The 23,820-nt window shown below is 59.9% G+C and carries 21 protein-coding genes; 16 read left to right on the top strand and 5 right to left on the bottom strand.

All coding sequences use genetic code 11. The annotated features are described in order from the left end of the window. Positions 1-3: 3 nt before the first annotated feature. On the top strand, positions 4-462 hold the full coding sequence (locus FHX76_RS00285; protein ID WP_167150157.1) for a tetratricopeptide repeat protein: 459 nt from the start codon (positions 4-6) through the stop codon (positions 460-462). Between the two features lie 7 nt (positions 463-469). Here the strand turns inward: FHX76_RS00285 and FHX76_RS00290 are convergent, their stop codons facing one another. Genes FHX76_RS00290 through FHX76_RS00300 form a run of 3 tightly spaced genes read right to left on the bottom strand, consistent with a single transcriptional unit; the run spans position 470 to position 2,477 of the window. Beyond that, the gene (locus FHX76_RS00290; protein WP_167146386.1) at positions 470-1,408 is read right to left on the bottom strand and encodes a TIGR01777 family oxidoreductase; all 939 of its coding nucleotides are present in this window, start codon (positions 1,406-1,408) and stop codon (positions 470-472) included. A 9-nt stretch (positions 1,409-1,417) separates the two neighbouring features. Beyond that, the gene (locus tag FHX76_RS00295) at positions 1,418-1,999 is read right to left on the bottom strand and encodes a DUF4395 domain-containing protein (protein WP_341777812.1); all 582 of its coding nucleotides are present in this window, start codon (positions 1,997-1,999) and stop codon (positions 1,418-1,420) included. Continuing rightward, a complete protein-coding gene (locus tag FHX76_RS00300; protein ID WP_167146391.1) occupies positions 1,986-2,477 on the bottom strand; it encodes a TlpA family protein disulfide reductase in 492 nt (163 codons plus the stop codon). Before FHX76_RS00300 ends, FHX76_RS00295 begins: the two co-directional genes overlap by 14 nt. 205 nt (positions 2,478-2,682) lie before the next feature. On the opposite strand from FHX76_RS00300, the gene phoA reads away from it, so the two are divergent. From phoA to FHX76_RS00325, 5 genes are all read left to right on the top strand, one after another. Then, entirely contained in the window at positions 2,683-4,587 is a 1,905-nt protein-coding gene (phoA, locus tag FHX76_RS00305) for an alkaline phosphatase (protein WP_167146394.1), read from the top strand. Between the two features lie 79 nt (positions 4,588-4,666). Further along, positions 4,667-5,467: an SDR family NAD(P)-dependent oxidoreductase gene (locus tag FHX76_RS00310; RefSeq protein ID WP_167146397.1), complete on the top strand. Its 801-nt coding sequence runs from the start codon at positions 4,667-4,669 to the stop codon at positions 5,465-5,467. A gap of 65 nt (positions 5,468-5,532) precedes the next feature. Further along, the gene (locus tag FHX76_RS00315; protein ID WP_167146400.1) at positions 5,533-6,621 is read left to right on the top strand and encodes a DUF3137 domain-containing protein; all 1,089 of its coding nucleotides are present in this window, start codon (positions 5,533-5,535) and stop codon (positions 6,619-6,621) included. A gap of 177 nt (positions 6,622-6,798) precedes the next feature. Next, the gene (gene dapA / locus FHX76_RS00320) at positions 6,799-7,776 is read left to right on the top strand and encodes a 4-hydroxy-tetrahydrodipicolinate synthase (RefSeq protein WP_167146403.1); all 978 of its coding nucleotides are present in this window, start codon (positions 6,799-6,801) and stop codon (positions 7,774-7,776) included. Between the two features lie 14 nt (positions 7,777-7,790). After that, entirely contained in the window at positions 7,791-9,482 is a 1,692-nt protein-coding gene (locus FHX76_RS00325) for an RNase J family beta-CASP ribonuclease (protein ID WP_167146406.1), read from the top strand. Between the two features lie 117 nt (positions 9,483-9,599). Here FHX76_RS00325 and FHX76_RS00330 read toward each other — a convergent pair whose 3' ends face one another. Then, positions 9,600-10,457, bottom strand: a complete 858-nt coding sequence (locus FHX76_RS00330; RefSeq protein WP_167146410.1) for a PhzF family phenazine biosynthesis protein — start codon at positions 10,455-10,457, stop codon at positions 9,600-9,602. Positions 10,458-10,548: 91 nt separating this feature from the next. Between FHX76_RS00330 and FHX76_RS00335 the strand changes: the two genes are divergently transcribed. The 9 genes from FHX76_RS00335 (at position 10,549) to miaA (ending at position 21,130) form a co-directional block, all read left to right on the top strand. Beyond that, entirely contained in the window at positions 10,549-13,635 is a 3,087-nt protein-coding gene (locus FHX76_RS00335; protein ID WP_167146413.1) for a DNA translocase FtsK 4TM domain-containing protein, read from the top strand. Positions 13,636-13,651: 16 nt separating this feature from the next. Then, a complete protein-coding gene (pgsA, locus tag FHX76_RS00340) occupies positions 13,652-14,242 on the top strand; it encodes a CDP-diacylglycerol--glycerol-3-phosphate 3-phosphatidyltransferase (RefSeq protein WP_167146416.1) in 591 nt (196 codons plus the stop codon). 98 nt (positions 14,243-14,340) lie between these two features. Beyond that, positions 14,341-15,003, top strand: a complete 663-nt coding sequence (locus FHX76_RS00345) for a CinA family protein (protein WP_243848554.1) — start codon at positions 14,341-14,343, stop codon at positions 15,001-15,003. 247 nt (positions 15,004-15,250) lie between these two features. Continuing rightward, a complete protein-coding gene (locus tag FHX76_RS00350; protein ID WP_167146419.1) occupies positions 15,251-15,574 on the top strand; it encodes a helix-turn-helix domain-containing protein in 324 nt (107 codons plus the stop codon). 185 nt (positions 15,575-15,759) lie between these two features. Beyond that, entirely contained in the window at positions 15,760-15,972 is a 213-nt protein-coding gene (locus tag FHX76_RS00355; RefSeq protein WP_386762019.1) for a DUF3046 domain-containing protein, read from the top strand. A gap of 374 nt (positions 15,973-16,346) precedes the next feature. After that, complete coding sequence (recA, locus tag FHX76_RS00360) at positions 16,347-17,435, top strand: recombinase RecA (RefSeq protein ID WP_167146424.1); 1,089 nt, start codon at positions 16,347-16,349, stop codon at positions 17,433-17,435. 149 nt (positions 17,436-17,584) lie between these two features. Beyond that, complete coding sequence (locus FHX76_RS00365) at positions 17,585-18,487, top strand: regulatory protein RecX (RefSeq protein ID WP_167146427.1); 903 nt, start codon at positions 17,585-17,587, stop codon at positions 18,485-18,487. Between the two features lie 117 nt (positions 18,488-18,604). Then, the gene (gene miaB / locus FHX76_RS00370) at positions 18,605-20,188 is read left to right on the top strand and encodes a tRNA (N6-isopentenyl adenosine(37)-C2)-methylthiotransferase MiaB (RefSeq protein ID WP_167146430.1); all 1,584 of its coding nucleotides are present in this window, start codon (positions 18,605-18,607) and stop codon (positions 20,186-20,188) included. Positions 20,189-20,203: 15 nt separating this feature from the next. Further along, entirely contained in the window at positions 20,204-21,130 is a 927-nt protein-coding gene (gene miaA, locus FHX76_RS00375) for a tRNA (adenosine(37)-N6)-dimethylallyltransferase MiaA (protein ID WP_167146433.1), read from the top strand. Between the two features lie 55 nt (positions 21,131-21,185). Here miaA and FHX76_RS00380 read toward each other — a convergent pair whose 3' ends face one another. Next, complete coding sequence (locus FHX76_RS00380) at positions 21,186-22,775, bottom strand: ABC-F family ATP-binding cassette domain-containing protein (protein ID WP_167146436.1); 1,590 nt, start codon at positions 22,773-22,775, stop codon at positions 21,186-21,188. Positions 22,776-22,910: 135 nt separating this feature from the next. Here FHX76_RS00380 and dapF point away from each other — a divergent pair, with 135 nt between their 5' ends. Then, positions 22,911-23,789, top strand: coding sequence for a diaminopimelate epimerase (dapF, locus tag FHX76_RS00385; RefSeq protein ID WP_167150160.1), 879 nt, complete (start codon positions 22,911-22,913; stop codon positions 23,787-23,789). Positions 23,790-23,820: the final 31 nt, after the last annotated feature.

Here is a 23,820-nt window from a genome sequence, read left to right on the forward strand (position 1 = left end):
GTCATGGTTGTACTGCTTGGCCTCTACGTCGTGCTTGTTGGGCAGCGTGCCTGGCTCATGCTGACCTCCGGAAGTGCCGTTGGCATCCTGATCGGAATTGCGCTTACCGTTCTCCCTCTGATTACGGTGTGGGCCGTCTGGCGAGAGATGTCCTTTGGCGCAAAATCGAGCCAGCTGCACGCGGAGCTTCTCGACGCAGAGGATGCAGCGTTTGAGGCTGGCTCGATCGATGAGGATGCTCCAGGAGCCCTCAGCCCAGCCGCCGTGTTGCCAACGAGCCCAAGCGGGCGGTTTGACCGCGCTGCGGCAGATGCTGCCTTCCCCGCCTACCAGCGTGAGGCCGAGCAGCATCCAACCGACTGGATGGCCTGGTTTCGCCTTGGGCTCGCTTACGACGCCTGTGGCGACCGGCGTCGCGCGCGCCAGGCTATCCGCAAAGCGATTGTGCTCGCACGCGGATAGGGCCGGTTTATCGCGCGTACAGGTCGGTAACGAGCTGTTCCATGCGCGCATCGTGGAACTCGTAGCCGGCATCAAGCAGTCGGCGAGGGTACACGTTTTGGTCGGAGAGAAGTAGCTCGCGGGCCGCGTCGCCAAGGAGCGCGATGAGGGCAAACCGCGGGGCTGGCAGCCAATAAGGGCGGTGTACCGCATGCGCGACGGTTGTGATGAGCTTTGCAGCGGTGACCTGCTCTGGCCCAACAATATTGATGGGGCCTGAAACGTCGGCCGTCATGAGGTGCATTTGTGCGCCGACATGGTCGCGCAGGCTGATCCACGGCCAGTGCTGAGTGCCCGAGCCGAGTGGGCCAGCGAGTCCAACCTTCGCGATTCGTTCGAGCAACGGGAGAACGCCTCCCGTCCGCGACAATACGATGCCGGTTCGCAGCGTTACCACTCGTACGCCTTCCGGCGCACGTTGTGCGGCGGCCTCCCACGCGACGCAGACGTCGGCAAGGAACCCCGTTCCACGAGCAGGAGAGGTCACAAGTTTTTCGCCAGGACGATGACCGTAGTACCCAACCGCGGAAGCGTTGAGGAGCACAGCGGGCGGCGTCTGCATCCCTCGCATGGCTTCAACAACGGTGTTGGTGGCATCAAGCCGAGACTGGCGGATCTTCTTTTTATAGGCCGGCGTCCACGGTAACCGGTTGAGAGGAGCACCCGCCAGGTTGACAACAACATCCACATCGATGAGGGCAGAGGAATCGATGAGCCCAGTTGATGGGTCCCAGCGAAACTCATTTGCCGCTGAGGGAACGCGCCGCACCAGTCGGCGAACGTGATGGCCGTCAGCCGTTGCCCTTGCCGCGAGCGCTGTGCCGATGAGCCCCGATGCGCCAGTGATGAGGATGGTCAGGGGCGTACCCGGGTTTTCCGTGTTGTTGAGTCGCTCGTGCTGAGGCATCTCACCAGACTACGTGGCGTTTGGGCGCAGGCCAACAGGTTTGGCTCGCTGCAGCAGCAGATAGATCTGGCATCCGAGGCAGAAACCGACCGCAGCGTTCAGGAACGCGGCGATAAACGCGGCCCCCGCGGCAAGCGGGAGGGCGAGCGGAACGCCTGCGAGGTGAAGAACGAGGCCGATTCCAACGACGATGAGGCCAACACCCTGCGCAAACGTTGGCGCTGCCGGGTTTTCGCGTTCGGAGCTTGGCGCAAGGCGTGGCCGGATGACCCGTGCAAAGAATAGCCCGTACGGATGCCGCTGGATTCCGGCGAACGCACCCCACGCAAAGAGCGCAGCGATGATGACCAGCAGGATGAATGCTGGGTCAGCTGCTCGCTGGGCAATCGTGAGCGATGGCAGGGCCCAGCCCAAATCGACGGGAGGGGAGGTTTCCCCAACGAGGCGTGAGGCCGAGGTGCCGATGAGGCCGAGGAAAACCGTTATTGCGAGTAGAACTGAGGTGATTGTTGCACCAAATCTTGGGCCCCGAGGATCGATGCCCTTCGGTTGCGTTTTTGGCGTTGCTTCGGATGCTTCAGACGGCGACACGATTGACTCCAAGGGGCTCGAGGATGTTGGTGACGGTGGCGGCCGTTGGGGCGCCGCCGATTCGGTGAAGCAAGCGGCCCTCTGCATCCAGAACGAAGACGGTGGGGGTCTGCAGAATTCGATGGGTGGCAGCGAGATCTGGTCTGTGGGTGAGATCTACCTCTGCGTGTTGTACGTCTGGGCGTTCGTCGGCGATTGCGCCGAGGAGGCGACGGGTTGCCGGGCATTTTGCGCAAATTTCGGTGGAGAACTGAAGCAGCGTGATCCTCGAGCCCCAGCTATCTGCGGACCGAGACAGCCCATCAGCCGAATGGTCGGCTGCGGAATCGCCGAGCCCGGCCTGTATCGGGCTGATGACGATCTGCTGTCCTGCGGGTGCAGCAGTTGCCTTGCCGGTGCGCCACGAGTAGAAGCCAGCAAGGAGCAGCGCAAACACAAGGAGCGAACCAAGCAGAATGAGGGCGACCGGTACTGACATGAACACAGGGTAGATCTGTTGCAACGACGCCACAACGAACGTGACGAAGCATGACAGAAAAACCGTAGGCGATATGCGCGTTACCACCTCTTGGCTCAGCAGCAGTCGCGCGGACGCCAACCGTTCACAAGGTGTTTGCCCTCTGCCGATTGTCTAGAACGCGGTGCCGACACGGGTCGGACCAGAATTCAGGAGAGATCATTTCATGAGAACATCCGTTTCGAAGTCGCCAACACGAGGCACTCGAATTGCCGCAGCCAGCGGCGCGCTTGTTGTTGCACTGAGTTTCGCAAGCACAACCGCCGCGTTTGCAGAGGTCAAAGACAACGGTGGGGCCGCGCGGAACGACAGCGACAACACCGCGTCGCTGCGCGCATCCATCGCTGACGGCCCTGCGAAGAACGTCATCCTGCTTATCGGAGACGGCATGGGCGACAGCGAAATCACGATCGCCCGCAACTACGCCTATGGTGCGGCTGGGCAACTCCCCGGCATCGACGCCCTCCCACTCACGGGACAGTACACGACATACTCCCTGTATAAGGATGGCGCGAATAAGGGGCTCCCTGACTACGTTCCCGACTCTGCCGCGACCGGCTCAGCCTGGGCGACCGGAACAAAAACGTACGACAATGCCATCTCCGTTGATATCGACGGCACCCCGCAAAACACCCTCATCGAGCTTGCCAAGGCAAACGGCCTTCGCACCGGCAACGTGAGCACCGCCGAAATTCAGGATGCTACGCCTGCCGTGCAGGTTGCACATGTTGGCGCTCGCAGCTGCTACGGGCCAGATAGCGCTTCGTGTGGTGCAGACGCGCTGGAGAACGGCGGCCTCGGTTCAATTAGCGAGCAACTGCTTGACACTCGTGCTGATGTCACCCTCGGAGGAGGCGCAGCATCCTTCAGCCAGACAGCAAAAGCGGGGGAATGGAAAGACCTCACGCTGAACGAGCAGGCGGCCAAACGCGGCTACCAGCTTGTTGGCGATGTTGCTGGCCTCGAGGCAGTGACCGAAGCTTCACAGGAGAAGCCAGTGCTTGGACTCTTCACCGCGGGGAATTTCCCAACTCGCTATGCTCCAACAACGGCAACGGTCGGAGGAGCAAACAGCGCGGTCACGTGCCAGGAGAGCGCCGGTCGCCTCCCAGCGGAACTGTCGCTTTCAAGCCTCACCGATAAGGCGATCTCATTACTCGACTCTGACAGCGAAAAGGGGTTCTTCCTTCAGGTTGAAGGCGCAAGCATTGATAAGCGCGACCACAGCGCTGACGCGTGCGGGCAAATCGGCGAAACCATTGACCTCGACGAGGCCGTGCAGTCAGCGCTGAAATTCGCTGAGGCCGATGGCAACACCATGGTTATCGTGACGGCAGACCACGCCCACACGAGCCAGATTGTTGACAGCACCCCGCCAACGAGTTTGAGCACGGCCGTCACAACGGTTGATGGCACCGTCATGAAGATTTCGTACGGAACGGCAGCTGCTGGCGGGTCGCAGCAGCACACCGGGTCACAGCTTCGCGTTGCCGGTTACGGTCCTGGGGCCGCAAACGTGGTTGGCCTGATCGATCAGACGGACAACTTCTTTACAATCGCAAACGCGTTGCAGCTCAACCGGGACCTGTCATCGCTGAGCGCTTCGGCATCCGTCGCGCTGCAAAAGGCGACGTTCGCTCCCGGTGAAGACCTTGCGATCAGCGTTGCCGGTCTCTCCGGTGACCGCCAGCTGACGGGTGTTATTCAGTCTGAGCCCGTCAATGTGCCCAAAACGGATGTGCTGAACGGCACAGCAGTGATCTCTGCACAAGCACCAACTGAGCTTGGCGAACACACCGTCACGCTCACGGGAAGCCAGAGTGGCAAGGTCATCGAGGCACGCTTCTCGGTCACGCCCGACGGCAACCCGCTCCCTCAGCCAACCGACTCGGCGGCTCCACCCGTCGCCGGTGGAATTGGCGGGGGAGGTACAGGGGCAATCGGTGCCGGGCCGTTTGCGATCACCGGTGCAGAGGCCGGCCCGCTGGTTGTGCTCGCGGTGCTTATTACAGCACTCGGTGCGGCGCTCATCATCCGTCGCCGCCGCCAGCACTCGGCGGCAAACTCGTAAGATAACCCGCGTCTTGGTGTGACGATCCCTTCCGGAACGGCACACCAAGATGCGGGTCGTCGGCAGGTACAGTGAACACATGAGCACGAGTAGCAGCAGTTCAGCGCCGAGAGTTGCGGCGGCCAAACGCACCGCCCTCATCACAGGAGCAACATCCGGAATTGGTGCCGAGTTTGCTCGTCAGCTTGCGGCCAGGCGCTACGACCTTGTCCTCGTTGCTCGGGATACCGGCAGGCTCGAAATGGCCGCAGACAGCCTGAATCTCCGCTACGGAGTCGAGGTCGAGGTGTTGACCGCAGACCTCGTTGACGACGCCGGGCTCGCCGAGGTTGAGGCGCGGCTCCAGCATCCAACTGACCGCATCGATCTCCTCATCAATAATGCCGGATTTGGGCTTCGCAAACCCTTTGACGAAAACACGATTGATGACGAGCAGCGGCACCTCGACCTGCTCGTTCGTGTGCCAATGCGCCTCACCCATGCGGCGTTGCAGGGGATGCTCACCAACGGCGCCGGCCGAATTATCAACGTGGCCTCCGTTGCCGGCTTTATTCCTCGCGGAACCTACGGAGCCTGCAAAGCCTGGGTCATCAGCTTTAGTCGCTGGGCAAACATCTTTTACCGGAACCGCGGCGTCAGCGTGACGGCGGTGTGCCCCGGTTTTGTCCGCACGGAGTTCCACGAGCGGATGCGCGTACAAACCACCAACATTCCCGATTGGATGTGGCTCGAAACCGAACAGGTGGTTCGCGAAGGTCTGCGCGACAGCCTGAGAGGTCGGGCCGTTTCGGTCCCGTCGCTGCGCTACAAAGCTGCCGTGGTGCTCGCCACGATTCTGCCCAAGCGCGTAACAGCTGAGCAGGGAAAACGCGGGCGTTAACAGTCGGCCGAGCCCCGGTGAGGCGGATGCGCTGTGCCCATCGATTCGCGGGTACGCTGAAGATTGTGGCCAAAACATCCCCCAACGTGCCGACCGATTTTACGGCCCTCCAAACTCAACCGACACGTGCTGAGATTCGTGAGTTCAAGCTGCAACATCCCGAGCTAAAGCCGAACTCAGTGTTTTTCACGAGAGGAACAAAGCTGTTCCTTGCGGTCGGAATTGCCGCTATCGTTCTGGTTCCCAAGGTGATTGACCCTCGAAGTCATTCCGCCGAACGATTGTGGGTAACAACCCTTCTCATCATTCTTGTCCTCGGCGTAGCATGCTGGATTTTCGTCAGCGGGCGAATCACCGCATCAATTGTGCAGTACCAACTTGTCCGCTTCGCTGCGGATAATAAACTCGTCTATACCAGTACAGGCTACAGGCCAGATTTACCGGGGATGATCTTTGGGCTTGGCAGCCTCGGTTCTACAAGCCACGGGTTGCACAGCAACGATAAGCGTCAGCTTCACCTGGAAACGTTCACAACCACGTTTATTTATGACTGGGTGAGGTACAACAAATCGTGGATGTACCTCACCTTTCGGCTTGATCGAAATTTGCCACATATCGTGCTCGATTCGACGAGGAATAGTGCCGGACTCTTTGGTGCAGGCCGGAACAAGCTGCCGGTGAGCTACGCCCATACCCAACGACTTTCGCTGGAGGGAGACTTCGACCAGCATTTTGCGCTGTACTGCCCAAAAGAATATGAAGCTGACGCGCTCTATATCCTGACCCCCGATGTGATGTCCGTCTTGATCGACCATGCGGCCAACTGTGATGTCGAAATCCTAGACGATCGCTTATACGTGTATACCAAAGGCAAAACAGGGCGGGCGCTCATCGACGCGTATGTTGGCTTATGCGCTGTGTACGCGGCCATTGCCCCCAAAACAGTGAATCAAACACATCGCTATTTGGATGACCGGATGCCAAGACCAACCCCCTCGGCAATAAAACGATCTCGTTCACGCGGGCGGTCGGCGCCAAACCAGATTGCTTCGCAGGGACGTCGCCTGTCGAGGAGCCCACTTCGTGCGATTATCCTGCTCGGCATAGTTATTGTGTTTTTGGTGCTGCCGTGGATCGCGTTCTTTTCGTTATAGCGGGCACACGGTGAGCTGTTTCTCAGCGGTCAACGATCGCAGAATCCGCTAACGAGTCTCTGTCAGACGAGACTGCACGAATTTGTTTGGTAAACACGTGATCGGGATGTGCCTTGATCCTGCCTTCAACAGACCAGGTGAGCGCATTCGATAACGAGACACGCTACCCTAGAGGGCGTGGCTACTGTAGAGAATCCTTTCGGACAAGTATTGGTGGCGTTGATTACGCCCTTCACCAGCGACGGCGAGGTCGACTGGCCAGCGGTTGAGCGTCACATGGATGACGTCATCAACGCCGGCGCCGACGGCATCGTTGTCACCGGAACGACCGGCGAGACGTCAACGCTCACTGACCCAGAGAAGCTCAAACTTGTTGAGGTTGGCAAGAGCGTCGCTGCAGGCCGGGCCAAGATCATCACGGGCGGTGGCTCCAACGAGACCGCACACGCGATCGAGCTCTACAAAGCGAGCGAGAAGGCGGGCGCCGATGGCATCATGATCGTTACGCCGTACTACAACAAGCCAACGCAAGCCGGCATCCTCACCCACTTCCGTATGGTTGCTGACGCAACCGACCTGCCGGTCATCGCCTACGACATCCCAGGCCGCACGGGTGTGCCCATCAAATACGAGACGATTCTTCGCCTCGCCAAGCATCCAAACATCCTCGCGATCAAAGATGCAAAGGGTGATTTCAGCGAGGTCAGCCGCGTGCTGAACCAAACTGACCTGCTCTATTTTTCGGGGGACGACCCCAACGTCCTTCCCCACCTGTCGATCGGGGCCAGCGGCCTCATCGGCGTGACCGCAAACGTGGCCGCGACGCCCTACCGCCAGATGGTAGACGCCGTGAACCGCGGAGACTTGGCGTCGGCAACCGACGCACACAAGAAGCTCGAACCGTTGGTTCGGGCACTCATGACCCACGTTCCTGGCACCATCGCTACCAAGTACGTCTTGCACGGACTTGGTCGCATCGGTAGCCCACGCGTGCGTCTGCCCCTGGTCGGGCCAGAAGAATGGGAGGCCGCACAGATTGAAGACGATCTCGCTCTTGTGCGCGATCTGCCTGGCCTCGACCTCAGTAACTTCCGCCCAGACCGCAATGCGGCAGCTGGCGGAGCCCTACCAAAGATTGCGGGAACGACCCGCTAGAAACAGGAGGACGTGTGCCTAATAACGTCGAAACGTTAGCTACGTACAGTCCGGCTCCACTCGAACCAGGCACGCTGAGGGTTATTCCCGTCGGCGGCCTTGGCGAGGTTGGCCGAAACATGACCGTGTTCGAGATGAACGGCAAATTGCTGATCGTCGACTGCGGTGTTCTTTTTCCAGAAGAGCACCAGCCAGGCGTCGACCTGATCTTGCCAGACTTCTCGATCATCCGTGATCGTCTCGACGATATTGTGGCCGTTGTGCTCACACACGGACACGAAGACCACATTGGAGCGGTGCCGTATCTGCTGCGCCTGCGCCAGGACATCCCGCTGATCGGTTCTCAGCTCACGCTTGCCCTCATCGAGGCCAAGCTCAAGGAGCACCGCATCAAGCCGTACACCATGACGGTTCGCGAGGGTGATATCGAACAGCTCGGCCCGTTTGAGCTTGAGTTTGTTGCCGTGAACCACTCAATTCCGGATGCGCTGGCCGTTGCCATCCGCACCGAAGCCGGCATGGTGCTTGCTACTGGTGACTTCAAGATGGACCAGCTACCGCTCGATGGCCGCCTCACCGACCTCCGCGCATTTGCTCGCCTCGGAGAAGAGGGCATTGACCTGTTCCTTGTTGACTCTACCAACGCCGAGGTTCCCGGCTTTACGCCGCTTGAGCGCGACATCGGTCCAGTGCTTGACTCGGTTATCGCGAGCGCTCCTCGCCGAGTGATCGTTGCGAGCTTCTCGAGCCACATCCACCGAGTACAGCAGGTTCTGGATGCCGCGCACGCGCACGGCCGCCGCGTCGCCCTGCTCGGTCGCTCGATGGTGCGCAACATGGGCATCGCCGCAGACCTCGGCTACCTCAACGTGCCAGAAGGCGTGCTTGTCGACTTCCGCAAGACCGATGGCATCCCCGACAACAAGATTGTCTATATGGGGACGGGTTCTCAGGGCGAGCCGATGGCCGTGCTGAGCCGTATGGCGAACAAAGAGCACAAGGTTGAGCTGGGGGAGGACGACACCGTCATCCTGGCATCCAGCCTCATTCCCGGCAACGAGAACGCGGTATACCGCATCATCGATCGCCTCACCAAGATCGGCGCAAACGTTGTGCACAAGGGCAACGCCAAGGTGCACGTCTCCGGACACGCCGCCGCTGGTGAGCTGTTGTACTGCTACAACATCCTCAAGCCGAAGAATGTGCTTCCCGTTCACGGCGAGTTCCGTCACCTCGATGCCAACGCGAAGCTGGCAATCCAGACGGGTATTCCAGCTGAGAACGTGATCCTCGGCGAAGACGGCACCGTGATCGACCTCAAAGAGGGCGTCGCCACCGTTGTTGGCCAGTACGACCTTGGCTATGTTTACGTTGATGGCTCGAGCGTTGGCGAGATCACAGAGGCCGACCTCAAGGATCGCCGTATCCTTGGCGAAGAGGGGTTCATCTCGGTGATCGTTGTGCTCGAGTCGGCAACCGGTCGCGTGATTGTTGGGCCCGAGATCCACGCAAAGGGCGTGGCAGAGGGCGACAACGTCTTCGAAGAGGTTAAGCCAAAGATCATCGCTGCGCTTGCAGAAGCAGCGAGCAATGGCGTTCGTGATCAGCACGCCTTGCAGCAGATCATCCGCCGCACGATTGGCCGCTGGGTGGCTCAGCGACTTCGCCGCCGCGCAATGATTGTGCCGGTCGTCATCGAGGCCTAATCGGCCCTTATCGGCGTACAGAATTGGCGCAGATCCTCCTTCCCCGTTCGGGATGGGTGGATCTGCGCCAATTCTGTTGGCAGTGGCAGTGGCAGTGGCAGTGGCTTCGGCCGTGGCCTAGAGAGTGACCGTTCCAGAGACAACCGTCACCGTGTCTCCGCCGACCCAGATTACGTCTGGAGAGTCGTGGGCGACATGGATTCTGCCGCGCCGCTTGAGCACCGTGCCCTGGCGTGCAATGTATTGAGTTGGTGCCGTGCCAGCCGCGATGAGCCACTGGGCGAGGCTCGCGTTGAGGCTGCCAGTGACCGGGTCTTCTTGCAGGCCAGTCAATGAGTCGTGATAAAACGCGCGAACCTCGAAGGCGTAGTCTTCTCCGGCCCCGGTTTTGCCGATAACTCCGACTTTTCGGTCGGTCATGGCCTCGCTGTTTGGGGTGAGCCGCAGGACCGTCTCCGCCGAATCCACAAGGATGCCAAGCCAGCCCGGCCCATTATCCACCCAGTTTGCGTCGAGGATCTCCGCAGGCTGCAAACCGAGCGCTGCCGCAATCTCGCTGAGCAAGTTGTCAGCGACCCGACCAGAACGAACCAGGGGCGGGGCCGTGAACGCAAGTCGCCCGTCTACCTTTGCGATACGAATGAGGCCTGCTTCGCATTCCTGCACAACAGTGCCGTCTGTGGGGACTGGTGCGCCGGTTGCTGCTGCTCGCTCGATCCAGGCATGGCAGCTCCCGAGGGTCGGATGCCCGGCAAAGGGGAGTTCGCCGCCCGGAGTGAAGATGCGCAGCCGATAGTCAGCCTCTGCGGCTGTTGGGGACAGAAGAAACGTCGTTTCCGAGAGGTTTGTCCACCTGGCAAACGCGGCCATCTGATCATCGCTGAGGCCGTCGGCATCGTGAACCACCGCAACTGGGTTTCCGTACATTGGTTCGCTCGTGAAGACATCAACTTGGCTGAACGGATGAGTAGTCATACTTCATGCTAAAGGTGCCGGGGAGAGGCCGGTTATCCACACGCCGGGTTCCTAAACCCCGTTTGTCGTATGCACCTTGTACCGTTGACGCATGGCCACGAAACCCACGTCACCGAGGCGCAACGCGTCAACGTCGTCGACTCGAGCGGCCGCTGATAAAAAGAGCACTCGCTCCTCACCTTCGACGGCCAAAAACGCAACCACTCGCAACGCCACGGCAAAGACCACGGCGTTTGTTCCTGACGATGAGACACCCGGCTTGCTTCAGCGTGCCTGGATGGGCACCGCACACGGCATTGGCGGCCTGTGTCGCGCCTTCCGCGTCGAGCGCATTGACCCAGACGAGCGACGAGACGGCATCCCAATGTTTCTTATCGTGCTTGCCGTTGCTGGTGCCATTATTGAGTGGTTTCTCATGGGCAACACGGTTGCCCAGCAGATCGATGCGTGGACGTTCGGTGGTATTTTTGGGCGGGTAGCATTCGGGTTGCCCGTCATTATGGTCATGTTTGCGCTGTGGCTGTTCAATAACCCAAGCAGCGTGCACGATAACCGTCGCATCACGATCGGGCTGAGCCTGCTGCTGCTCACGATCTCCGGTCTGTGCCACATCTTCGGCGGGCAGCCGTCACCGAGTCAGGGCATGCTTGAGCTGGCCTCAGCAGGTGGCCTGCTTGGCTGGATGATCGCTGCCCCGCTTACCGCGGTTCTGACGGTATACGGTGCATCCGCCGTGATCATTTTGCTTCTGCTGCTTTCGCTGTTCATCATCTCGAAGACCCCGCCAAACCGGGTTGGTGAGCGTGTCCGTGAGGCGTACTCCTACCTGTTTGGTGCATCAGATGCCGATCACGAACGTCTCGACGCCGACCGCGAAGCGAAGCGCCAGCGCAAAGCCGAACGCCTTGCGGCTGCCGAAAGCGACCGGGGCAATGTTAGCGACCTCTTCGATATCGAAGACCATGACGATTCTGCAGCGACCGGGGCAACTGAGCTTCCGTGGTGGCGACGCAACTCGACGCAGCGCGAGGAAGATCCCGAATACGACGCCAAGCCAGAGGCCGTCACCGACGTACTTGGTGCGGCTGGCGCAGGGGCCAGCGCGTTTGATTCTGCCATTGAGCAGGCTCCCGCCGAGTCTGATGCTCCTGCCGGCGTCTACCCGACCGGCCTGTTTGAGGGCCTTGCGCAGGCAGAAGAAGCCGTAGTCAATCACGTTCCTGCCGCGGCGAGCCCGGTAACAGGACTTGGCGATGACTCTCCCTCAACGACCGCATACGACGACTTCGGTTCTCTCGAAGACGACGCACAGATCGCCCCTCGACCTGTTGTTGAGATTGCGCCGGCAGTTGACGAGACTCCGGCTCATAACCGGGAATATGTCTTGCCGGCCGCATCCACGCTTGAACTCGGCAGCCCCTCGAAGGAGCGGTCGCAAGCGAATGACGATATTGTCGCCTCGATCACCTCTGTGCTCGCCCAGTTCAATGTTGACGCTGCCGTCACTGGCTTCTCCAGAGGCCCAACCGTCACGCGCTACGAGATCGAGCTCGGTCCGGGTGTGAAGGTTGAGCGGGTTACCGCGCTCAGCAAAAACCTTTCCTACGCTGTTGCCAGCAACGAGGTCCGCATTCTGTCGCCTATCCCAGGCAAGAGTGCCATCGGCGTTGAAATTCCCAATACCGACCGTGAAACGGTATCGCTTGGCGACGTGCTCCGTTCGCCGGTGGCCGCGCGCAGCACGCATCCACTCACCATCGGCGTCGGAAAAGACGTCGAGGGCGGTTTTGTGGTAGCCAACCTCGCCAAGATGCCTCACCTGCTTGTTGCCGGTTCTACCGGTTCGGGTAAGTCAAGCTTTATCAACTCGATGGTTACGAGCTTGCTCATGCGGTCCACTCCGGCCGACGTGCGAATGGTGCTCGTAGACCCGAAGCGAGTTGAGCTGACTGCGTACCAAGGTGTTCCTCACCTCATTACGCCCATCATCACGAACCCCAAAAAAGCCGCAGAGGCGCTGCAGTGGGTCGTCAAAGAGATGGACATGCGATATGACGACCTGCAGAGCTTCGGTTTCCGTCACATCGACGACTTCAACGCTTCGGTGCGCAAGGGCGACCTCGTGCTCCCAGAGGGAAGCCAGCGCACCCTGAAGCCGTATCCATATCTGCTTGTTGTCGTTGATGAGCTTGCCGACCTCATGATGGTTGCACCTCGCGACGTTGAAGACTCCATTGTTCGAATCACGCAGCTCGCGCGTGCCGCCGGAATCCACCTGGTGCTCGCAACGCAGCGACCAAGCGTTGACGTTGTGACCGGCCTCATCAAGGCCAACGTGCCGAGCCGTCTTGCGTTTGCCGTTGCAAGCGTCACCGACTCCCGAGTCATCCTTGACCAGCCGGGGGCAGACAAACTCATCGGTCAGGGTGACGGGCTCTTCCTCCCGATGGGTGAGTCAAAGGCCATGCGTGTCCAAGGCGCGTGGGTCAGCGAAGAAGAGATCGAGCGTGTTGTCGCCCACGTCAAGACGCAGGCGATGCCTGAATACCGCCAAGACGTGGCCGCTTCTGCGGTCAAGAAAGACGTCGACTCCGATATTGGTGACGACCTTGAGGTGCTCCTCGCGGCAGCCGAACTGGTTGTCTCGACGCAGTTCGGTTCGACCTCCATGCTGCAGCGAAAACTGCGCGTCGGGTTTGCGAAGGCAGGCCGACTCATGGACCTCCTCGAATCGCGCGAGATTGTTGGGCCTTCCGAAGGTTCTAAGGCCCGCGATGTGCTGGTCACTCAAGAAGACCTGCCCCAGGTCCTTGCGAAGCTCAGGGGAGAGGCCAGCGGCGCTCCCGTGCAGCCGCAGGCGCCGGCAGGCTATCAGCAGCCGTTGGCGGCTCCTCCGGTGCAGCCAACAACGGTTCAGTCCGCGCCGCAGCAGCCTGTTGAACACGCGCCGTCGGCGTACAACGAGGCTCAGCAGCAACCAGCAGAGGGATACGACGCTGGCGAGGCCAACGAAGCCAACCCGTTCCCCCAAGCGCAAGACGACGTCTACACCCGCCCTATTCCAGATTCTGACCTTGACTTCACCGCAGCCTTCGGCGTGCCAGAAGCCACTGACTACCACGACGGTGACGACGAGGGTGGCAGCGAAGACGCCTGGCAGCTGACCGGTCGCGACTAGGCAATAGACTCACACTGTGACAGCATCCATTCCTGCCCCAGCCGCCAAGCCGTCCAACTGGAACGCGCCCAACATCATTACGGGTGCGCGCATCCTGCTGACGCCCCTGTGCATTTGGCTGGTGCTCAGTGGTGGGGGTGCTCCTGATGCGCTTCGTTGGTGGGGCGCTGCCCTGTTTATTTTCGCCATCGCAACTGACTGGGTTGACGGATTTCTGGCTCGGCGATACAACCAGGTCACCGATCTTGGCAAGCTACTCGATCCCATCGCCGACAAGCTGCTCACCGGTGCCGCGCTCGTTTGTCTCTCAATTCTGAACGAGCTGCCGTGGTGGGTCACCATCATCATTCTCGTTCGCGAATGGGGTGTCACTGTTGACCGTCTGGTCAGGGCAAGCAGCCACGTTGTAATCGCGGCTGCATGGATGGGCAAGCTTAAGACCCTGATGCAGGCGGTTGCGATCTCCCTTGCCCTGCTTCCGCTTGAGTCGGTCTTTGGGGCGTGGGTGCACCCGGTCAACGTTGTGACCATGAGCCTTGCGTTTGGGCTCACCGTTCTCAGCGGCCTTGACTATGTCAGGACCGCCCTCAAGTCTTCCCGTGCATAATTTCTAGGTCATACGCTCATATCGCTCGGATATCTTTGGATGCTTTTGTAGGCAGAACGGAACACCTCCAACGAGTAGCAGGCCGATAGGCTTGTCCTATGACGCAGCGGATGGATGATGGCAACGGTGCCCAACAACACGATCGTGACCTGGTCGGTAGCGGCTCTCATCGGAGCGAGGCTGCCCGCTCGCAACGCATGGCCCGTGACTGTGTTGAACTTGCCACGGCTCTTCGAGTGCGCATCGCTGTTGCGGAGTCACTGACTGGAGGACTCGCGGCCTCTGGCCTCGTGAGTGTGCCCGGCGCTTCTGCGGTTTTCAACGGTGCAATCGTTGCCTATAACACCGAGCTCAAGTACTCCTTGCTGCAGGTGGATGCCCGCCTGCTTGACGACCACGGCCCCGTGCATCCTCGGGTCGCCGAACTCATGGCGAGGGGTGTGCGGGATGCCTGCGCGGTTGGTGGGCACACGGTGAGTATTGGTCTCGCTACGACTGGGGTTGCAGGGCCCGACCCGGACGAAGCAAGCGGTCAGCCTGCAGGAGTTGTCTATCTGGGGGTTTCCTCGGCACTTGGGACAAGAAGTGTTGGTTTGTCGTTGTCGGGGGACCGACTCGCGATCCGCGAACAAACAGTGCGAATCCTCTTTGAAGAGCTTTACGACGAACTTGTTGCCATAGATCGTGAGGTTGCCGCATCCACTGGCTCTCACCCGATCGTGCCGGAGCCAGTTGACGCTAGCGACGAACTTCAGAATTAGCGACCAAATTGTGATCTCTGTTTTGGGAAGTGATGGTCGACCTGTCGGTGAGTTCGTGTAGGGTATTGACCAAGTTGCGGACCACGAAAGTTCCTTGCAAACATTGGGGAATACATCGGGGGTCGCCTCGGTTACATTAGGTGTCGCTTACATCATTTCCTCAGAAAAAATGGTTAGAGTAGATACAGAATTGCCGCTAAGGTGGCAGTTCGCAATTATTTGTAGTCAGGTTCAAAGGAGGGTGAACGTGGTTCTCGTACGTCAGGAAATTGGTGACGTCCTTCGCGACTTCCGCCTCCAAAAAGGCCGCACCCTCCGCCAGGTAGCCGGCGACGCAAGCGTTGCTCTCGGATACCTCAGCGAGGTCGAGCGTGGTCAAAAAGAGGCGTCAAGCGAAATTCTTGCTGCCGTCGCAGATGCACTCGGCACACCACTGTCGATCATCATGAGCGAGGTAAGTGGGCGTCTGGCCATCATGGAAGGTCTCGACCGCGTCACGGGCGACAGTGTCCCCGACACGGTTCCAGCCGATTTGGTGGCGGGTTTTGATTCGGGTCTTGTGCGCCGTTAGGCCTCCCGGTTGATCCCACTGTTCTTTGTATGAAGGTGAGGCGTTGCGCCGATTGGCGCAGCGCCTCATTTTCTGTTCGTGTGCGCAATCTGGTTGCCCGCGTGTAATTTTGAGTCAATCGTGTAGTGTCCGGTGATGGAAGGCCTGATGATGTCGAAGCGCGTTGCGTTGGTGATTGTATGCGGTTGAGCGAGTTTCGTACGGCGGTCTCTGCGGAGTTTGGCGAGGGCTACGGGCCCATTGTTGTCCGTGATGTTGTCATGACCGAACTGGGTAGTCGGTCGGCCGAGCAGGCCATCGAGGCTGGCGTGCCGGTTGCGGATGCCTGGGAAGCCCTGTGTCGAGAGATGGATGTTCCTCCCGAGCGGTGGCACGGCAGAGGGTTGCCCAAAAAGTAAGAGCGATTCCAACGGTTCCCGCGCCGATGCTGGCGGCTTGATGCCGCGTACTGGATGGTGAATGCCCGGTTTGGATGTCGGTGTCACACCGGGACTTCTGGTGTCCTGTTCGAGCGCGGTTTCGACACGCGGAAGTTCTGTTCGAATATGTGTTCTATAAGTGATAGTCTCCTCACAGGTCGAATTCGCTTCGAGTTATCCCCAGTTCTGGGCTTTGCACGCTGAGTGTCAGAGGTTGGTTCTAGGTTCTAACTAGGACGAACGAGCCAACGCCTTGTCGTTAGCAACGGTGTCACCCTCGGGGTCATCGTCAGCGCGACAGCCTGTGGGCACAACACTTGCGACACCCCGTCGCCGAATGCAAGGAGAACATCATGGCATCTGCCAACGACCGCGAGAAGGCCCTCGAAACAGCCCTCGCACAAATTGACCGCCAGTTTGGTAAAGGTTCAGTCATGCGCCTTGGGAGCGACGAGCGCGCGCCCGTCGAGATTATCCCCACTGGCTCCATTGCACTCGACGTCGCGTTGGGTATTGGCGGGTTGCCAAGGGGCCGCATCGTGGAGATCTACGGTCCGGAGTCATCTGGTAAGACGACGCTGACCCTTCACGCAATTGCTAACGCACAGCGTGCTGGTGGCATCGCGGCCTTCATCGACGCTGAGCACGCCCTCGACCCCGAGTACGCAAAGAAGCTTGGCGTCGACATCGATGCCCTCCTCGTTTCGCAGCCAGACACCGGTGAGCAAGCGCTTGAGATCGCAGACATGCTTGTCCGCTCTGGCTCTATCGATCTGATCGTCATCGACTCCGTTGCAGCCCTTGTGCCCCGTGCCGAGATTGAGGGCGACATGGGAGACTCCCACGTCGGTCTGCAAGCCCGACTCATGTCACAGGCGCTCCGTAAGCTCACCGGTGGCCTGAGCCAGACCAAAACGACAATGATCTTCATCAACCAGCTTCGCGAGAAGATCGGTGTGTTCTTCGGCAGCCCCGAGACCACCGCCGGAGGTAAAGCGCTCAAGTTCTACGCTTCCGTTCGGCTCGACATTCGCCGTATTGAGACGCTCAAAGAGGGAACCGACGCCGTCGGTAACCGCACGCGAGTGAAGGTCGTGAAGAACAAGATGGCGCCGCCATTCAAGCAGGCCGAGTTCGACATCCTCTACGGCGTCGGTATTTCCCGAGAGGGGAGCCTCATCGACTTCGGCGTTGAACACGAAATCGTCAAGAAGAGCGGCTCGTGGTACACCTACGATGGCGACCAGCTTGGCCAAGGAAAAGAAAACGCTCGTCGTTTGCTGGTAGAGAACCCCGATATCGCTAACGAGATCGAGACCAAAATTAAGAACAAGCTGGGTATCGGCGATGCCCCTGCTGAAGGCGCCGAGGCGACCGCTCCAGCTGCGGAGGGTGCACCTGTGCCCCTCGAGAAGAAGCTCGCAGCCAAACGCGGAGCCTAGACACAACTTCGCCGTGTGGGTTCAGTTCCGTTGTGAGCTGGACCTGCGCGGCGAGCCCATATCTGGGTGGGTCGGTCTGTGCCGAACTGCGCCCGTTCGAGTGGCATTGTTGCTCGACCTCACCCGCAGAACGAATCGAAATAGGTATCATGGCCGTCTCATTTGAACCATCAGAAACGCTCGCTCCCGTTACTGATCTCAGCGCCCGCTTTGCCTCGAAACAGGCAGCCGCGAAACAGGCAACTGCGAGACGAGCAACGGTGAATCAGCCGGTGGCCAATCAGGCAGCTGAGAATCAGATGGCCGTGCAGCAGCCGGCGACTGTCCTGCCGAGTGCGCAGCCAGCTGGCAGACAGACAGACGGCAGACAGTCAGATAGCCGACAGTCAGATAGCCGACAGTCAGATGGCAGTGGCGCCGGGTCTCAGTCAGATTCCGAACCGCCTCGTCGGACGAAGCTTCGAGCTGTCAGGTCAGCGGACAAGCAACCCTCAACAACGGCACACGCACAGCAGCCAGCAACGGGCTTTGGCCTGGCAGAGGCAGAGGCACAGCCAGAACTCAGCGCAGAAGAGATCGAAGACAAAGCGCTCAGCAGGCTCGCCCGCAAAGCATTATCGGAGCACGAGGTGCGCAAAGCGATCCTCGGCGATGGGGGCAGCGAAGACCTCGCCGATTCTCTGCTTGCTGATTTCAACCGCAAGGGCTACGTCAACGACGAGACCCTTGCCGAAGACCTCGTGCAGGCGCATCTTCGTCGCAAGAAGCAAGGCCCCGCGGTGATCAAGCGCGAGCTGGCACAGCGAGGCATCCCGGACTTCATTATCGCCGCGGCACTCGAAGTGATCGACGATGACGAAGAACTGCGGCTTGTAGTGGAGGCGGCAAACGACCGTGTTCGGCGAATGGGCAATCTTGACCGCTCAGTTGCGGAACGGCGCCTGACGGGGTATTTGCAGCGAAGGGGCTACTCCTCTTCGCTTATCCGTTCGGCCGTTGAGCAGGCACTGGGAAGTAAACGTTCGAGTCCTGGCAGCGTTCGATTCGAGTGAGATCCGGATGTCTCCGTGTGTCGCTGGCAATGCTGCCTCAGCGTGTCTTGCCCGGCGGTTTGTGGCAAGGGCCGCAACAGTAGCTTGCGCCCAGAATCATAGCGTAAAATGAAGCGTATGAGCCTTGTAGAGACCCCAACGGTAATCGCGCCGTCCACCGCCGCCATCGGCCGCGATGGACAACAGCGAACCTACGTGGTCCGCACCTACGGCTGCCAGATGAACGTGCATGACTCAGAGCGGCTGAGCGGCTCAATGGAGGCAGCCGGTTACGTGCCCTCCGCCGGAGAAGTTGCCGACGTTGTGGTCATCAACACGTGCGCCGTCCGGGAGAATGCAGACAATAAGCTCTACGGCAACCTTGGCTACCTTGCGAGCGTCAAGCGCAAAAACGAGGGCATGCAGATCGCCGTTGGTGGTTGTCTCGCGCAAAAAGACAAAAACACGATCCTCAAGAAAGCACCGTGGGTCGACGTGGTCTTTGGCACGCACAATATGGGGTCCCTCCCGAGCCTGCTCGAACGCGCGCGCCACAACGATGAGGCCCAGGTTGAGATTCTCGAATCACTCGAGACGTTTCCCTCCACCCTGCCGACCAAACGGGATTCGAGCTACAGCGGATGGGTATCCATCTCAGTAGGCTGCAATAACACGTGCACGTTCTGCATCGTTCCTGCGCTTCGAGGCAAAGAGAAAGATCGCCGGCCGGGCGAAATCCTTGCCGAGGTTCAGTCACTCGTTGACGACGGCGCCATCGAGGTTACGCTCCTCGGCCAAAACGTCAACACCTATGGCGTCGAGTTTGGTAACCGTGGTGCGTTTGCCGAATTGCTGAGGGCAGCTGGCACGATCGAGGGGCTCGAACGAGTGCGCTTCACAAGCCCCCATCCCGCAGCTTTTACCGACGACGTCATCGAAGCAATGGCGCAGACGCCAAACGTCATGCCGCAGTTGCACATGCCGTTGCAGTCCGGCTCCGATCGCATCCTCAAGGCCATGCGACGCTCGTATCGTTCCGCGAAGTTCCTTGGCATCCTTGAGCGGGTTCGTGAACAGATTCCGCACGCCGCGATCAGCACCGACATCATTATTGGTTTTCCTGGTGAAACCGAAGAAGACTTCCTTGAGACGATGCGGGTTGTTGAAGAAGCGCGCTTCGCAACGGCGTTCACATTCCAATACTCCATCCGCCCAGGGACACCTGCGGCCACTATGGAGAACCAAGTTCCCAAAGAGGTTGTTCAAGATCGTTACGAGCGACTTGCTGCGCTGCAAGACCGTATCGCACTCGAAGAGAACGCCAAGCAGGTCGGACGACGCGTTGAGGTGCTCGTCGCCAACGGCGAGGGGCGAAAAGATGCAGACACTAGCCGACTTTCCGGCCGCGCAGAAGACTCGCGGCTTGTGCACTTTGACGTCCCTGACGGAAGCGACGTGCCCCGCCCCGGTGACGTTGTGAGCGTTGTGATTACCCAGGCAGCACCGTTCCACTTGGTTGCTGCGACCGACGGCCAACCGCTCCGTGTGCGCCGCACGCTCGCTGGCGACGCTTGGGACCGCCAACAAGCAGACTCCTGCGGCGTTCCGGCCCCAACCGGAAACATCAGCGTCAGTGGCAAGGCAATGGTCAACCTCGGACTGCCAACGGTGCGGGCCTCAACGACCCCCATCTACGACGAGCACGACAACCTGCGCTCCTAAGCGCGGCACGCATCCATGACGGCACATCAGCACGCTGAGTCGCGCCTCCACGTCATCGTTGGGCCGACGGGGACTGGGAAGAGCGCGCTCTCCCTCGATCTTGCAGAGCGACTTGCCACGAGCGGACAGGCCGCGGAAATCGTTAACGCCGATGCCATGCAGCTCTACAGGGGCATGGATATTGGCACGGCAAAGCTTCCCTTCAGCGAGCGCCGAGGCATCCCTCATCACCAGTTCGACGTCCTCGACGTCACGGATGAGTCGGCCGTAGCCGCCTACCAAACATCTGCACGGGCAACCATCCGTGAAATCCTTGGGCGGGGAGCCGTGCCAATTCTGGTGGGTGGTTCAGGACTCTACGTTTCGTCGGTCATATACGAGTTTGAGTTTCCCGCGACGGATGCCGAGGTTCGGGCCCGCCTTGAAGCCGAGCTCGAGGAGTTCGGCCCACGAGCTCTGCACGCAAAACTGGTTGAACATGACCCAGTGGCCGCGACAAATATCGGCAAAGATAATCTGCGCCGAGTGGTAAGGGCTCTCGAAGTCATCGAAATCACGGGACGGCCCTTCAGCGCGTCGTTGCCAGAGGAACCGCGCCCGTGGTTGCCGCTGAACATCGTTGGACTTCGCGATGATCGTGCGGCCCTTGTTGCCCGCCTTGACGAACGAGTTCACGGGATGTGGCGCGACGGACTCCTTGACGAGGTTGAGGGGCTGATCCCAAAGGGCCTCGAACGCGGGGTGACAGCGAGCCGTGCCATTGGTTATGCCCAGGCCCTCGCGCAACTTCGTGGAGAACTCAGCCAGGACGAAGCCATTGTGCTCACCCAAAACCTGACCAGAAAATACTCCCGACGGCAGGTGAGCTGGTTTAAGCGGTACCAAAGGCTTCGGTGGGTTGATGCATCCGACCCGAATCGAGTGGACCTCGCCCTCGAGTAGCCACGGGTATGATTCGGCGTATGAGCTTGCTTCCTAGCGACGGTATTGACGCCCGCTAAGCCGTTGTGACGGTGATGCGTGCTCCGGCGAGTTCCCGGTCGAAGACCAGCTTGCGATTAGCTACTTTTTCGGTAAAGAAGCGGTCGTGACTCACGACGATGACGGCCCCTGGGAAATGCGAAAGTGCACGTTCCATAACCTGTGTACTGGACAGGTCCAAGTGGTTAGTCGGCTCATCGAGCACCAGAACCGATGCTCCCGACAGGAGACACATCGCCATGGCAACCCTTGCTCGCTGACCTCCAGAGAGGTTACCGATGCGCTGCTTCAGGTCGGCCTCCGAGAACTGGAACATGGAAAGAAAGCGGCCAACTGACTTGCGTGTTGCCGTGAGTGCGAGCGAATCCGGCATCGCATTGACCGAATGCACAACGGTGTCATTCGGATCGAGCGCATCGAGCACCGCGTTGTATGAGACAACTCCGGCACCCTTCGTCCAGGTGACGTGACCATTATCCTGTTGCTCCTCGCCAGTGAGGATGCGAAGAAACGTTGACTTTCCGCTTCCGTTGGCGCCGATAACGGCGAGGCGGTCGCGGCGGCGAAGCTCAAAGCTCAGCCCATCGAAGAGCGTCTTCTCGCCGTACGCCTTGCCAAGGTCTTCCACCCGACAGAGCGTGTCCTTGATGTGTAGCCCCCCGTAGATTTCGGTAATGATGGTGTCAACCGGTCGGGGAGCGCGGGACTTCTTGATTTTGGCGAGCTTGCTGTCGAGCCCTTTGCTTGCGGCCTTTGCCGCTTCGCGCCGGTCAGAGATGCCTTCTGCCTCAAACGCGAGCAGCTCGGATTCGTGCAGGAACTGCGATTCAAGTGTTTTGAGCCGGAACTGTTTTTCGATCACGTACTGCGCAAAATTGCCAGGGTACTCGTGCAGGTGGAAGTTCTCGACCTCAACGATGCGGGTCACAACGGCATCCAGGAACTGCCGATCGTGGGAGACAATAATGGCAGCGCCGGTGAACGACGAGAACCACGACTCGAGCCACTCTACGCCGTGCACGTCGAGGAAGTTTGTTGGCTCATCGAGCAGCAACACATCCGGCTGCTGTAACAGGATGTTGGCAAGGGCTGCTCGGTTGCGCCACCCTCCAGAAAGCGAATCGATCGGGCAGACCCTGTGGGCGTGGTCAAACCCGAGGGTGGTGAGCACGGTATCAATCGCGCGCGGGTAGTCCCAACCGTCAAGGTGGTCCATCGTCTCAAAGACTTCTGCCTGGCGGTGGATGAGACGGTTGAGCTCGTCAGCATCTGGGCCCTCAGCGATGGCGGCATCGATGCGGGCGAGTTCGGCCTCGGCCGCACGAGCCGGCCCGAAGAGTTCGTTGAGCACCTCGGTTATGGTCGCTTCGCCGTTGAGCTCGGAGAACTGCGAGAAATAGCCGATGCGTACACCATCTTCGACGGAGACCGTGCCGGAGCCTGCCTCAATCTGGCTGAGTGCGAGTTTGAGGAGCGTCGATTTGCCCGAGCCATTGCGGCCGATCAGGCCGACGCGTTCTCCGGCATCGAGGCGAAAGAAGACCTCTCGGAGCACCGGGTTGCCGTTGTAGCGCACGGTGACGTCGTTCAGGCGGATGAGGCTCATGCTGAAGGTTCCTTTCGCGGGCTGCCAACGCGCGGCCCGCCAACGAGTCTAAACGCTTGATCGGGCAACGACCGGCGTATGTGCTCTGACGCGCGGCGGGCATCCAGTGGCCCCGGATAGACTATTGCGGTGACTATTACCCTAGATTTTGTGAAAGGCCACGGCACCGGCAACGACTTTGTGTTGTTCACGGATCCCGACGGCAGCATTAACCTGACGCCGCAGCAGATTGCCTGGATCTGCGACCGGCACTTTGGTGTCGGGGCCGACGGGCTGATCCGGGCTGTGCGGTCGCGCAGCCTTGACGCAGGGGCAGCATCCCTCGCCCAGGACCCGGCTGCCGAGTGGTTCATGGACTACTGGAATGCTGACGGTTCACTCTCCGAAATGTGTGGCAACGGGGTGCGGGTCTATAGCCACTACCTGCTGACCGAAGGTCTTGCCACGTGCGAGGCAGGCGAGACCCTTGTTATCGGCACGCGTGCAGGCGTCAAGGATGTGCAGCGCAATCGAACCGGTTATCAGGTTGATATGGGGCGTTGGAAGCTTGATGGCTCCGAACCCCTTGTGCGCGCCAGAAACCTCGATATTGCCCGCCCAGCGCTTGGCATCAATGTGGGGAACCCCCACGCGGTTGTTGCGTTGTCCCATCTGGATGAACTCCAAGGTCTCGATCTTGGCTATGAACCAATTCTTGACCCGCCAGCACCTGAGGGCGCAAACGTGGAGTTTGTTGTTCCGGAAGAGCCGCTCATCAGCGATGGGGTCGGCCAGATTCGGATGCGCGTGCATGAGCGTGGCAGCGGCGAGACCCTGTCGTGTGGGACGGGCGCCGTCGCGGCTGCCCTGGCAATCAGGCACTGGGCCGGCGCAGGTGCCCCAAATCACTGGCGCGTAGATGTTCCCGGTGGCCGAGTCGGCGTACGCATGTTCCCAACTGAGGAGGGCGAGCATGTGTCGCTTTCCGGGCCGGCGGAACTCACTTTCCGAGGAACGCTCACACTCCCGTTCTAGCCAGCTTTTGTTTGTGAGTTTCTGCTGCAAT

Origin of the sequence: Lysinibacter cavernae, from assembly GCF_011758565.1 — a bacterium.
GTDB classification, from domain to species: domain Bacteria; phylum Actinomycetota; class Actinomycetes; order Actinomycetales; family Microbacteriaceae; genus Lysinibacter; species Lysinibacter cavernae.

Excerpts from the sequence above, each read along its gene's own strand:
- phoA (WP_167146394.1), top strand. The coding sequence starts at position 2,683 with ATGAGAACATCCGTTTCGAAGTCGCCAACACGAGGCACTCGAATTGCC.
- miaA (WP_167146433.1), top strand. The coding sequence starts at position 20,204 with ATGACGGCACATCAGCACGCTGAGTCGCGCCTCCACGTCATCGTTGGG.
- recA (WP_167146424.1), top strand. The coding sequence starts at position 16,347 with ATGGCATCTGCCAACGACCGCGAGAAGGCCCTCGAAACAGCCCTCGCA.
- FHX76_RS00330 (WP_167146410.1), bottom strand. The coding sequence starts at position 10,457 with ATGACTACTCATCCGTTCAGCCAAGTTGATGTCTTCACGAGCGAACCA.
- FHX76_RS00345 (WP_243848554.1), top strand. The coding sequence starts at position 14,341 with ATGACGCAGCGGATGGATGATGGCAACGGTGCCCAACAACACGATCGT.
- FHX76_RS00365 (WP_167146427.1), top strand. The coding sequence starts at position 17,585 with ATGGCCGTCTCATTTGAACCATCAGAAACGCTCGCTCCCGTTACTGAT.
- miaB (WP_167146430.1), top strand. The coding sequence starts at position 18,605 with ATGAGCCTTGTAGAGACCCCAACGGTAATCGCGCCGTCCACCGCCGCC.
- FHX76_RS00285 (WP_167150157.1), top strand. The coding sequence starts at position 4 with ATGGTTGTACTGCTTGGCCTCTACGTCGTGCTTGTTGGGCAGCGTGCC.
- FHX76_RS00380 (WP_167146436.1), bottom strand. The coding sequence starts at position 22,775 with ATGAGCCTCATCCGCCTGAACGACGTCACCGTGCGCTACAACGGCAAC.
- FHX76_RS00290 (WP_167146386.1), bottom strand. The coding sequence starts at position 1,408 with ATGCCTCAGCACGAGCGACTCAACAACACGGAAAACCCGGGTACGCCC.
- FHX76_RS00310 (WP_167146397.1), top strand. The coding sequence starts at position 4,667 with ATGAGCACGAGTAGCAGCAGTTCAGCGCCGAGAGTTGCGGCGGCCAAA.
- FHX76_RS00300 (WP_167146391.1), bottom strand. The coding sequence starts at position 2,477 with ATGTCAGTACCGGTCGCCCTCATTCTGCTTGGTTCGCTCCTTGTGTTT.
- FHX76_RS00335 (WP_167146413.1), top strand. The coding sequence starts at position 10,549 with ATGGCCACGAAACCCACGTCACCGAGGCGCAACGCGTCAACGTCGTCG.